The 11,834-nt window shown below is 72.1% G+C and carries 12 protein-coding genes; 7 read left to right on the forward strand and 5 right to left on the reverse strand.

Annotated features, from left to right (window positions below; genetic code table 11):
* The 5 genes from PH191_RS01070 to PH191_RS01090 are packed head-to-tail and all read right to left on the reverse strand — an operon-like array spanning position 1 to position 4,430.
* Positions 1 to 549, reverse strand: a complete 549-nt coding sequence (locus PH191_RS01070; protein WP_274192780.1) for a VOC family protein — start codon at positions 547 to 549, stop codon at positions 1 to 3.
* The gene (locus PH191_RS01075) at positions 546 to 1,556 is read right to left on the reverse strand and encodes an LLM class flavin-dependent oxidoreductase (RefSeq protein WP_274192781.1); all 1,011 of its coding nucleotides are present in this window, start codon (positions 1,554 to 1,556) and stop codon (positions 546 to 548) included. Before PH191_RS01075 ends, PH191_RS01070 begins: the two co-directional genes overlap by 4 nt.
* Positions 1,553 to 1,930, reverse strand: a complete 378-nt coding sequence (locus PH191_RS01080) for a nuclear transport factor 2 family protein (RefSeq protein WP_274192782.1) — start codon at positions 1,928 to 1,930, stop codon at positions 1,553 to 1,555. The genes PH191_RS01075 and PH191_RS01080 overlap by 4 nt, the downstream gene beginning before the upstream one ends.
* Positions 1,927 to 3,039, reverse strand: a complete 1,113-nt coding sequence (locus PH191_RS01085) for an LLM class flavin-dependent oxidoreductase (protein WP_274192783.1) — start codon at positions 3,037 to 3,039, stop codon at positions 1,927 to 1,929. Before PH191_RS01085 ends, PH191_RS01080 begins: the two co-directional genes overlap by 4 nt.
* A complete protein-coding gene (locus tag PH191_RS01090) occupies positions 3,039 to 4,430 on the reverse strand; it encodes a phytoene desaturase family protein (RefSeq protein WP_274192784.1) in 1,392 nt (463 codons plus the stop codon). Before PH191_RS01090 ends, PH191_RS01085 begins: the two co-directional genes overlap by 1 nt.
* Positions 4,431 to 4,509: 79 nt before the next feature.
* On the opposite strand from PH191_RS01090, the gene PH191_RS01095 reads away from it, so the two are divergent.
* The 7 genes from PH191_RS01095 (at position 4,510) to PH191_RS01125 (ending at position 11,834) form a co-directional block, all read left to right on the forward strand.
* A complete protein-coding gene (locus tag PH191_RS01095; protein ID WP_274192785.1) occupies positions 4,510 to 5,388 on the forward strand; it encodes an LLM class flavin-dependent oxidoreductase in 879 nt (292 codons plus the stop codon).
* A gap of 157 nt (positions 5,389 to 5,545) precedes the next feature.
* Positions 5,546 to 6,436 (forward strand): type IV toxin-antitoxin system AbiEi family antitoxin, encoded by an 891-nt coding sequence (locus PH191_RS01100; RefSeq protein ID WP_274192786.1) that lies wholly within the window; start codon positions 5,546 to 5,548, stop codon positions 6,434 to 6,436.
* A 190-nt stretch (positions 6,437 to 6,626) separates the two neighbouring features.
* Positions 6,627 to 7,856, forward strand: coding sequence for a cytochrome P450 (locus PH191_RS01105; RefSeq protein WP_274192787.1), 1,230 nt, complete (start codon positions 6,627 to 6,629; stop codon positions 7,854 to 7,856).
* The gene (locus PH191_RS01110; RefSeq protein ID WP_274192788.1) at positions 7,853 to 8,263 is read left to right on the forward strand and encodes a nuclear transport factor 2 family protein; all 411 of its coding nucleotides are present in this window, start codon (positions 7,853 to 7,855) and stop codon (positions 8,261 to 8,263) included. Before PH191_RS01105 ends, PH191_RS01110 begins: the two co-directional genes overlap by 4 nt.
* 2 nt (positions 8,264 to 8,265) lie before the next feature.
* A complete protein-coding gene (locus tag PH191_RS01115) occupies positions 8,266 to 9,837 on the forward strand; it encodes an AMP-binding protein (protein WP_274192789.1) in 1,572 nt (523 codons plus the stop codon).
* A gap of 13 nt (positions 9,838 to 9,850) precedes the next feature.
* A complete protein-coding gene (locus tag PH191_RS01120) occupies positions 9,851 to 10,690 on the forward strand; it encodes a mycofactocin-coupled SDR family oxidoreductase (RefSeq protein ID WP_274192790.1) in 840 nt (279 codons plus the stop codon).
* 25 nt (positions 10,691 to 10,715) lie between these two features.
* A complete protein-coding gene (locus PH191_RS01125) occupies positions 10,716 to 11,834 on the forward strand; it encodes an NDMA-dependent alcohol dehydrogenase (protein ID WP_274192791.1) in 1,119 nt (372 codons plus the stop codon).

Here is an 11,834-nt window from a genome sequence, read left to right on the forward strand (position 1 = left end):
TCAGCTCGGGGCCTCCCGCAGCACCGCCCGTTCGTCGTCGGTGAAGACGACGCGACCGGCGAGCACGTCCTCGAGCGTGATGCCCTCGGCGGGCTCGTCCCACCGCAGCGTGGTGTCCGCGAGCTGGAGCAGGGTGCCGCAGCCCGAGCGGGGCCGCACGAAGGCCTCACGCCAGGCGGGGTTGCGGACGTCCACGTCGACGACCTCGTAGCCGTGGCCCTCGAGGCGGGCCACGGCCACCTCGACGTCGGCGACGACCAGGGTGATGTGGTGGACGCCGGGGCCCCGCTTCTCGAGGAACCGGGCGACAGGGGCGTCGTCGCGCAGCGGCGAGATCAGCTCGATCTTCATCCCGCCGGGCAGGACGAACTGCGCGACGCGGATGCCCTGGTGGTCGTTGTCGCCGCCGAACAGGAAGCGCCCGCCGAGGGTGTCGCCGAACAGGGCGGCGCCCTCGCGCGGGTCGGCGACGGCGACGGCGACGTGGTCCATGCGCAGGACGCCGGCGTCGGGCGGGAGTGCCGGCGTCGCCGGCGTCCCCGGGATCACGACCGCACCGCCGCGGCGTCGGCCACGCGGGCGATGGTCTGGGCCGGGCCGTCGGCGTCCCCGGGCTCGGCGCCGGGGGTCAGGGCGATCGGCAGGTCGACGCCGGCGTCTCGCAGGGCGGCGACGCGCGCGGCGACGTCGTCGCCGGTGCCGAGCGCGCACATCGCGGCCACGGCGTCGTCGTCGACCGCCCGCAGCGCCGCCTCGCGGTCGCCGCCCGCCCAGGCGTCGGCGGCGCGGTCGAGCCCGGAGAGGCTCGCGCGGAACGACGGCCGGTGCGTCGGCACCATCGCGTACTGCAGCACGAAGCGGCGCATCCGCTCGCGCGCCTCGTCGACGCGGTCGCCGGCGTAGGCCCAGAACGACGCGGCGATGCCGACCTCGTCGGGGTCGCGGCCGGCGTCGCGCGCGCCCTCGCGGACCAGGGCGATCTTCGGCCCGTACTCGTCGGGCGGGGTCCAGGTCAGGAACGCGACGTCGGCGATCGCGCCGGCGAGGCGCAGCATCCGCGGGTTCATCGCGGCGAGCACGATCGGGACGTCGACGGGACCCAGCCCCGCGCGGAAGCCGTGCGAGCGCACGTGCGCGCCGTCGACGTCCGTGCGCTCCCCGCGGAAGATCGTGCGCATCGTGGCGACGTACTCCTCGATCCGGGCGCGGGGGGCGTCGAACCCCAGGCCGTGCCACTGCTCGACGATGATCGGGCTGGAGGCACCCAGCCCGGCGAGCACCCGGCCGGGGGCGAGCGAGGCGAGCGTCGTGAAGCCCATGGCGGTGAGCACGGCGGTGCGGGGGTAGACGCCGACGATCCCGCTGCCGAGCCGGATGCGGGACGTGGACGCGGCGATCATCCCGAGCATGGAGAACACCTCGGGCCCGGCCACCTCGCCGACGAGGACGTCGGTGTAGCCGTGGTGCTCTGCGAGGCGGGCGAGGTCGAGGTACTGGCCTGCGGTGAGGCCCTCGTCGACCGGCAGGGTGACGCCGAGCCCGCGCAGCACGGTCACGTGGCACGCACCATGCGCCCGACCGCGGCCGTGTCGTACCAGGTGGAGAGGCGTGCGATCCGCGTCCCGTCGTCGGTGAGGTCGAAGACGTCCACGGCGTCGAACTCGACGGGGTCGCCCGCCGGGGTCCGGCCGCTGAAGTGGATCTCGACGAGGACGACGGTGCCCGCCACGACCACCCGGGTCGGCTCGTCGTGGTGCACGGGCAGCGCGGCGAGCACCTCCGGGAAGTGGTCGGCGATCTCCTCGCGCCCGGTCCGGGTCGGCGCCCCGACGCTGCGCAGCTCGGCGTCGGGGGCGAAGACGTCGCGGATCGTCGCCCAGTCCTCGTCGTTGACCGCGGCGAAGTAGCGCTCGACCGCCGGCGGCGTCACGGGGCGAGCCTCTTGCGCAGCTCGGACATCGCGCCGAACGACCAGCGCGCCAGGCTCGGGTCGCCGAACGCGGTGATGTTCCACATGACGAGGTGGCGCAGGCCCTTCTCGACGTACTCCTCGACCTGCTCGGCGACCTCGTCGGGCGTGCCGCAGAACGCGTAGTGGCGCACCACGGCGGGCGGGATCGCGTCGATGATCCGCAGGGACTCGGCCCGGTCGATCGCCGTGGGGATGAAGTCGTGGAAGCCGCTGCCGTCCGGGTAGGGACCCTCGACCCCGAGGTCGCGGAACACCTGCGCGGGCAGCAGCACGCACAGCGCCCGGACGAGCGGGGCCTCGGTGAGCCGCTGCACGGTCTCGGCGTCGGGACCCATGAGGACGTAGCCGAGCATCCCCGGGGTGATCGCGTCGGCGTCGCGGCCGGCCTCGTCGGCGGACGTGCGGATCGTGCCCAGGGCGCTGCCGTAGTCGTCCGGCGAGAGCTTGGTGGGCAGCCAGCCGTCCGCCTTGCGCCCGGTCAGGCGCAGCATCCGCGGGCCGTGGGCGGCGGTCCAGATCTCCGGGGGCGTCCCGCCGTGGGGGCGCAGGCCGAGGACGGCCTTGTCGAGACGGTGGAACCGGCCCTCGAAGTCGACCGGGCCGTCGGCGTCCATGAGCAGGCGCATGACGTCGATGCCCTCGTCGAGGCGGGCGACGGGCTTGTCGAACGGCATCCCGTAGGGCGTCGCGTTGAGCTGCTCGCCGCTGCCGAGGCCGATGATCGCGCGGCCCTTCGTGACGTGGTCCAGCGTCAGCGCGGTCTGGGCGGCCATCGCGGGGTGGCGGCGGATGAGGTCGGTGACGCAGACCCCGACCTTGATCCGCTCGGTCGCCGCGCCGACCACGCCCATCATCACCGCGGGGTCGAAGTAGACGTGGGGGTTGGGCTGGAGGTCCGCCAGCGGCGTGAGGTCGGGCGTCCACATGGTGTCGGGGTGCCAGCCCATGAGGTGGTCGGGCCACCAGACGGCGTCGAAGCCCTCGTCCTCGCTGCGCTTCGCGAACTTCACCGCCGCCTCGGCCGGCGGCATGATCTGCCCGGGGACGCCCAGTTCGAGCCTCGCCATCAGTAGCGCCACCCGTCACCGAAGGTCGACAGGCGCCGGCCGAGGTACTCCTCGACGACGGTGACGGCGGCCCGCGCGGCGCGGTCGGTGCCGATGCCCCGGCTGCGGAAGGTCTCGCCGGCGAACCACAGGCCCTCGGTGCCCGGCGGGCGCCAGTGCGGCCGGTACATGCCCACGAGCCCGGGCTTCTGGATCACGCCGAAGCTCGGCTCGAAGACGAGGTGCCTGCGGCGCCAGACGGACTTCGCGAACCCCGGCCACATCTCGGTGACGTCGGCCTCGAACTGCTCCATCTGCTGCCGCAGCCAGGCGCGGTCGCGGCCCTTCTCGCCCGGGAAGATGCCGCCCATGACGTGCAGCTGCGTGCCCTCCGGCGAGCACGAGGGGTCCATCGCGGTCTGGTTGAACATGAAGCCGCTGAGCGCCGTGTTCGGCGTGCGCAGCCACGTCGAGAGCTCGCGCGGGTCGTACTGGTGGACGGGCTCCTCGGTGGCCAGGTAGAGCCCGAGCCACGAGATGCGGAACTGGTCCTGGGCCAGGAACTTGATCTGCGCGGCGTACCAGTCGGGGAGGTCGCCCTCGTCGACGACGTTGAGCACGTGCCACACGGGCAGGGTGCAGATCACGTGGTCGGCCTCGAGGATCTCCTCCTCGAAGAACTCGTTGGGCAGCACGCGCGGCTGCCGCGCGATCGCGACGCCCTTGACCTGGCGGTCCTCGATGACGACGCGCTCGACGGGGGTGGAGAGCCGCAGGTCGCCGCCGGCGGCCTTGAACGCGTCCGCGAGGTCGGCCCACATGCCGTCCCAGCCCTGGCCGGGCCAGCAGGAGTAGGCCGCCGTGCCCCGCTCGGCGAAGTGCATCTTGCGGACGAAGAGGTTGTCGCTGGCGGAGTGGTCCCACCAGTTGTCGGTCATGCACTCGAGGACGGTGATGAACTCGAAGAGGTCGACGACACCCTGGTCGTCGGTGTGCTGGTGCAGCCACTGGCGCAGCGGGCGGTCGTCCCACCGGTCGAGCTCGTCCCACTCGGTGTTCAGCAGCGCCTTGATGACCTTCTTCAGCTCGCCCTTGCTGCCCGAGTAGCGGTCCCGGATCGAGCCCCAGCGGTTGTTCTCGTGGTCCCAGACGGGCATCTCGGCGGAGACCTCGCCGTGCTGCAGCGTCTTGCCGACGTGCTCGAAGACCTTCGTCAGCCCCGAGCCCGGGTCCTCGATGAGGTGGCCGCCGACGTTGACGGTGAACCCCTCGTCGGGCACCGCCATGCCGCGTCCGCCCAGGTACGGCGACCGTTCGAGCAGGCACACGCTCTTGCCCTCGACGGCGAGCAACGACGCCGCCGTCAGCCCCGCCGCACCGGCTCCGATGACCACGACGTCGTACTTCGCCACGAGGGCCTCCCGTCTACCAAACGACCGTTCGAGAGCGTGGCAAGGGCGCGGGGTCGGGGTCAAGCGGCATGATGCCCCGGTGGCGACCACTCCCAAGTTCGGCTGGCTCTCCCCGGTGATCGGGAACAGGTGGAGCGACCACCGACCCATCGCCGCGGACCAGGACACCGAGATCCTCCCGACGGCGCTGCCGCACTTCGACTCGCTGTGGATCGCCGACCACTTCTGGGGCTTCGACCAGAAGTCCGACCCGTTCCTCGAGGCGTGGACGACGCTGACGTGGCTCGCGGCGCGCCACGAGGGCGTCGAGCTCTGCCACCACGTGCTCGGCGTCGGCTACCGCCACCCGCCGCTGCTGGCGAAGATGGCGGCGACCCTGCAGTACCTCAGCGGCGGGCGTTTCGTGCTGGGCATCGGCGCCGGCTGGCGCGAGCCCGAGTACGAGGCCTACGGCTACGAGTTCCCCCGGCCCGCGGTGCGTTTCGCGCAGCTGGAGGAGGCGATCACGATCTGCCGGCGGATGTGGACCGAGATCGACCCGTCCTTCGAGGGCCGGCACTACCGCATCGAGGGCGCCGCGGCTCCGCCGCTGACCGACCCGCCGCCGCGCGTCTGCGTCGGCGCCGCCGGCGAGCAGATCGGGCTGCCCCTGGCCGGGCGGCTCGCCGACATGTGGAACGGCCCGTTCAAGGGGGAGCCGGAGGACTTCGTCCGCCGCTACGACATCGTCCGGCGCGCGGCGGAGGGCGCCGGCCGCGACCCGGACGCGATCGAGGTGTCGGTGACCCTCGAGCGCGCGCTGCCCGAGAGCGACGACGATTCCTCCCGGCTCGTGGAGGAGCTCGCCGCGAAGGTCGAGGTCGGCGTCGACCACTTCGTCATGGACTTCGGCAACCCGGCCTCCACCGAGCCCGTGCTCCGCTTCGCCGAGCAGGTGATCGCGCCGCTGCGGGGGTGACCGCGCCGACGGGCCGCTCGCCCTCCCGCGCCCCCTGCCCGTGATCACCAGGCGGAAAGACACCCGGAGCCGGCACCACGAGGTGCTTCTCGGTCTGGTGATCACGAGATGGGCGATTGGACGGAACCGTGGGCCCCCGGCGCCACTCCAACCCCGTGTGGACCTCGACATCCCCTTCCGCGGGTCGGCGGCGATCGGCGCCGGCCTCACCACCCGCCGGCGCCTGCGTGGCCCCGGCTTCCGCGAGCTCGGGCGGGACACGTACGTAGCCGCCGACGTGCCGGTCGACGACCGGATGCGGGTCCGCGCCGCAGCACTCGAGGTGCCCGGCGCGGTCGTCGGCGGATGGTCGGCGCTCCTCGTGCACGGGGTGGACGCCGCCCCCGAGGGCGCCAGGCCGGTCGAGCTCGTCGTCGGCCCGCGGCATGTCCGACGCGCCCGCGCGGGCCTGCTCCTGAGGCAGGACGTGCTCGGCGAGCGCGAGGTGGGGTGCGTCGACGGTGTGCCGGTGACGTCACCGATACGGACCGCGGTGGACCTCGCGTCCCGCGCGGGCCACGTCGACGGGGTGATCGCCGTCGACGCGCTGGCGCACGCGTTCGGGTTCCACCCCGACGAGCTGCTCGACCACCCGGTCCTGCGCGACAACCCGCGAGGTCGACGCCGGCTGGTGGCCGTGGTGGCGGACGCCGACGCGCGGGCGGAGTCGCCACCGGAGACCAGGATGCGTCTGATCCTGCGCGCCGCGCCCATCCCACAGCCGGTCCCGCAGCTCGTCGTGCACGACGACGCCGGGTGGTTCGTCGGGCGCGTCGACTTCGGCTGGCGTGAATTGCTGACGGCCCTCGAGTACCAGGGCGACCACCACCGCACCGAGAAGAAGCAGTGGCGACGAGACGCCGTGCGGACCACCGAGCTGGCCGGGTGCGGATGGCTCGTGCTCCCGGTGACGGCCCACGACCTGTTCGTCGACCCACGCGGGTTCGTCCACCGGGTCCGCGTGGCCCTCGCGCGGCGTGCCCGCGAGCTCGCCGTCCCCTTCCCATGATCACCAGGCGGAAAGGCACCCGCGCGGGTCCCTCGACGGTCACTTTCGGTCTGCTGATCACCGGATGGACGACGTCGCCCGGGCCACCGGGATCGCCCTTGACCCGGAGGGGTGTGATGCTAGTCTCTCGACGCGTACCAAACGATCGGTAGATAGCGCGACATCGACGTCTGCGCAGGTCGGGGGACCCATGACGGCCACGCTCGAACCGCCGGACATCCTCTCGGCGGAGTTCGCCCGGGACCCGTACGCGGCGTACCGGTTGCTCCGCGACGAGTTCCCGCTCGTGTGGCACGACGCGATGCAGACATACGTGATCAGCCGCTACGACGACGTGCAGCGGGCGTTCAAGGAGCCCGTGTTCACGAGCGAGAACTACGCCTGGCAGCTCGAGCCGGTGCACGGGCGCACGATCCTGCAGATGGAGGGCCGCGAGCACTCCATGCACCGCGCGCTGGTGGCGCCGGCGTTCCGCGGGAAGGCGCTGCAGGAGCAGTTCGGGCCGACGATCCGGCGCAACTCGCGCGAGCTCGTGGACGCGTTCCGGAACGAGGGTCGGGTCGACCTCGTCGACGCCTTCGCGACGCGCTTCCCGATCAACGTCATCGTCGACATGCTCGGGCTCCCGCGCACCGACCACGCCCGCTTCCACGCCTGGTACACGTCGATCATGGGGTTCCTCGGGAACCTCGCCGGCGACGAGGCCGTGGCCGCGGAGGGTCTGCGGACCAAGGACGAGTTCGAGCAGTACATGATCCCGGCGATCCGGGAGCGTCGCGCGAACCCCGGCGACGACCTGCTCTCCACGCTCTGCGCGGCCGAGATCGACGGCGAGTCGATGACCGACGAGGAGATCAAGGCGTTCTGCAGCCTGCTACTGACCGCGGGCGGCGAGACCACCGACAAGGCCGTCACGAGCCTGGTGGCCAACCTCGTCGCCCATCCCGAGCAGCTCGAGGCGGTGCGCGCCGACCGGTCGCTGATCCCCGCCGCGTTCGCCGAGACGCTGCGCTGGTCGCCACCGGTGCACATGATCATGCGGCAGCCCGCGGAGGACGTGGCGCTCTCGGGCGGGATCGTCGAGGCGGGCCGGACGGTCACGTGCCTCATCGGCGCCGCCAACCGCGACGATCGCCGCTTCGACCGGCCCGAGGTGTTCGACGTCCTGCGCGCGGACCTCGACGGGTCGCGCGCATTCTCCGCCGCGGCCGACCACCTCGCCTTCTGCCTCGGACGGCACTTCTGCGTCGGGGCGCTGCTGTCGCTGTTCGAGATCGAGGTCGGGGTCAACGACCTCCTCGACGCGATGACCGACATCCGCTTCGCCGACGGCGCCCCGCCGCCGGAGTCCGGGGTGTTCACCCGAGCCCCGAGCAGCCTGCACCTCCAGTTCACGCCCGCAGCGGAGGAACGACCATGACCGCACGCCCCCACATCGAGAACCTCCTCGGCAAGGCCTCCTGGGGCTACGACGAGGCCGACCCCGACCTCATCGCGTCCTGCTTCACCGAGGACGCCCGCATGAGCCTGCGCATCGGGCGCGACGGCGACCTGGTCGGCCCGTTCGAGGGCCGGGCGGCGATCCGATCGCTGCACGCCGACTCGATGGCCGCGCAGACCGACCAGCGCCGGCACAACCTGTCGAACCTCTGGTTCGAGAAGGACACCGACGACGAGGCCATCACGGTCACCAACCTGACGCTGCTCTCGATCGAGGACGGCGCGATCCGGGTGCTCTCCAGCGGCTGGTACCGCGACCAGCTCGTCCACCGGGACGGCGCCTGGTTCATCGCCGACCGCTACGTCTACCTCGACCTCCCCTACTGACCATGGTCAACATCGGCCGCATCCCCGAGAAGTGGGCGGCGCTGACCCCGCGCGGTGACGCCGTCGTCGACACCACGACCGAGCGCCGCACCACCTGGGCCGAGCTCGACGAGCGCGTCCGCCGCCTCGCCAACGGCCTGCGCGGCCCGCGCCCCGACGGCCTGGCGCTGCAGCGTGGCGACCGCGTGGCCGTGCTCGCGAAGAACTCCACCGAGTTCCAGGAGATCTACTACGCGGCCGGGCGTGCGGGCCTCGTCGTCCAGCCCCTGAACTGGCGTCTCGGGGTGGGCGAGCTGTCCCGCATCGTCGCCGACGGGGCGCCGCGCGCGATCGTCGTCGCGGGGGAGTGGACCGACGCCGGGCGCGAGCTCGCGACGCAGGTGGACGTCGAGCACTGGCTGTCGTACGGGCCGGGCGGCGACGGGTCGTACGAGGACCTGCTGGCCGCGTCGTCGGACGACGAGCCGACCGACTCGGCGAGCGTCGGGGACGACGACCCGTTCTTCATCCTCTACACGGGCGGCACCACCGGCGCCTCCAAGGGCGCGCTGCACACCCACCGCAGCGCGTCGTTCGGGATGCTCAACCAGACCGTCGCCGAGCGCATCGTCCCGACCGACGTCTACATGCTGACCGGCCAGATGTACCACATCCCCGTGGTGCTCTCGATGAACTACATGCGCCACGGCTGCCCGCTGGTGCTCATGAACTTCGAGGCCAAGCGGTCCCTGGAGATCATCGAGGCGGAGCGCGTCTCGGCGTTCCTCGGCATCACCACGATGCTCAACTGGATGATGGCCGTGCCCGGTTTCTCGGGCTACGACATCGCGAGCCTGCGCAACATCCAGTACGGCGGCGGGCCGATGCCCTCGGCGGTGGTCAAGAACGCGCTGCAGGCCTTCCCGTGCACGCTGATCCAGGGCTACGGGCAGACCGAGGGCACGACGATGTGCTTCCTCTCCCAGGAGGACCACCACGCCGCGGTCAACGGGGTCCACCCCGAGCGGCTGCAGTCGTGCGGGCGCGAGGGCTTCGTGACGTCGGTGCGGGTCGTCGACCTCGACGGCCGCCCGGTGCCGACGGACGGGGCCACGGTCGGCCAGATCGTCGTGCGCTCCGAGGCCAACATGGCCGGCTACTGGAACCGCCCCGACCTCACCGCCGACACGCTGCGCGACGGCTGGATGTGGACCGGCGACCTCGCCACCTGGGACCCCGACCGCTACGTGTTCATCGTCGACCGCGCCAAGGACATGATCATCTCGGGCGGCGAGAACATCTACTCGGTGCAGGTCGAGGAGGCCGTCAACCACCACCCGGCGGTCCTGGAGTGCGCGGTCATCGGCGTCCCGGACGAGGAGTGGGGCGAGAGCGTCAAGGCGTTCGTCGTGCTCAAGCCGGGCACGAGCGCGACGGAGTCCGACATCGTCGAGACCGCCCGGGCGCACCTCGCGTCGTACCAGAAGCCGCGCTCGGTGGAGTTCGTCCCCGAGCTGCCCAAGGCGCCCACCGGCAAGATCCTCAAGCGCGACCTGCGCGCCCCGTACTGGGGCGAGCGCGGGCGCTCGGTCTGAAGGAGAAGATCTCGTGACCGGACGCATGGAGGGCAAGGTCGTCCTCGTCACCGGGGCGGCGCGCGGTCAGGGTCGCGCGCACGCGGTCCGGCTCGCGCAGGAGGGCGCCGACATCATCGCGGTCGACCTCTGCGCGGGGATCGACACCGTCGTCGGCAAGTATCCGCCGGCGACGCGCGAGGACCTCGACCAGACCGTCGTCGAGGTCGAGAAGCTCGACCGCCGGGTCGTCGCCCGGGTCGCCGACGTCCGCGACCAGGCGGCGCTGGACGCGGCCGTGGCCGACGGCGTCGCGGAGCTCGGGCGGCTCGACGGCGTCGTCGCCAACGCGGGCATCGCGAGCTACGGGCGCGCGTGGGAGCTCGACGAGGCGACGTGGCAGGACATGATCGACGTCAACCTCACCGGCGTCTGGCACACCGCCAAGGCCGCGATCCCGCAGCTCATCGAGGGTGACCGCGGCGGGGCCATGGTGTTCACCAGCTCGATCGGCGGCTTCAAGGGCATCCAGCAGGTCGGCCACTACGTCTCGGCGAAGCACGGGATCGTCGGCCTGATGCGCAACCTCGCCAACGAGCTCGCGCCCCACCGCGTCCGCGTCAACACCGTGCACCCGACGAACGTCGACACGCACATGATCCAGAACCCGGGGACGTGGGGGATGTTCGCGCCCGGCGACCCGGAGCCCACGCAGGACAAGGCGATCGCCGGGTTCACGTCGCTCAACGCGCTCGAGATCCCGTGGATCGAGTCCGTGGACGTCGCGAACGCCGTGCTGTTCCTGCTGTCCGACGAGGCCCGCTACATCACCGGCGCGACGCTGCCCGTCGACGCCGGCGCGGCGATCAAGTGAGCACCCCCGACGAGTGGAGTGACCAGTGAAGACACGAGGAGCCCTGCTCTGGGAACCCGGCACACGGTCGGGGTGGAGCGTCGAGGAGATCGAGCTCGACCCGCCGAAGGCCCACGAGGCGCTGATCAAGCTGGCGGCGTCGGGCGTCTGCCACTCCGACGACCACCTCGACACCGGTGACATCCCGCTGCCGTGGTCGCCGGTGCTCGGAGGGCACGAGGGCGCCGGGATCGTCGAGGAGGTCGGCCCGGGCGTCACGGCGGTGAAGCCCGGCGACCACGTCGTCCTGTCGTTCCTGCCCTCGTGCGGGCGGTGCCGGATGTGCGTCAAGGGCAAGTCGAACATGTGCGAGCTGGGCGCCGGTGTGCTCGCCGGCGTGGCGCCCGACGGCACGCACCGGGTGCACGCGCGTGGCCAGGGCGTGGGGTGCATGTCCTACCTCGGGACGTTCGCGCCCTATGTCGTCGCCCCGCTCGACGCCGTGGTCCCGATCCCCGAGGAGATGCCGCTGGACAAGGCCGCGCTCATCGGGTGCGGGGTGCCGACGGGCTGGGGCTCGTCGGTGTACGCCGCCGAGATCGAGCTCGGCGACACCGTCGTGGTGGTCGGCACCGGCGGCGTCGGGATGAACGCGCTGCAGGGTGCGCGGCACAAGGGCGCCCGCCACGTCGTCGCCGTCGACCCCGCGCCGTTCAAGCGCGAGAAGGCCGTCGAGTTCGGCGCCACCCACGTCGCGAAGGACTACGAGGAGGCCGGGCAGATCGTCGAGGGCCTGACGAACGGCCAGGGCGCCGACCGCGTGATCATCACCGTCGGCGTGGTCACCGGCGACCTCATGAACCCCGCGCAGGAGATGACGCGGCGCGGCGGCACGATGGTGCTCACCGGCGCCGCCCCCGTGCTGCAGCGCGACGTGCCGTTCGACCTGTTCACGTTCGCCATGTCCGGCAAGCGGCTGCAGGGCTCCCTCTACGGCACGACCACGAGCCGCACCGACGTGCCGCTGCTCGCCGACCTCTACCTGCGCGGCGAGCTGAAGCTCGACGAGCTGATCACCCGCACCTACACGCTCGACGACATCAACCAGGCGTTCCGCGACATGCACGACGGCAAGAACGTGCGCGGCGTGATCATCTACGACTGA

Origin of the sequence: Actinomycetospora callitridis (assembly GCF_028737265.1) — a bacterium.
Taxonomy (GTDB): Bacteria; Actinomycetota; Actinomycetes; order Mycobacteriales; family Pseudonocardiaceae; genus Actinomycetospora; species Actinomycetospora callitridis.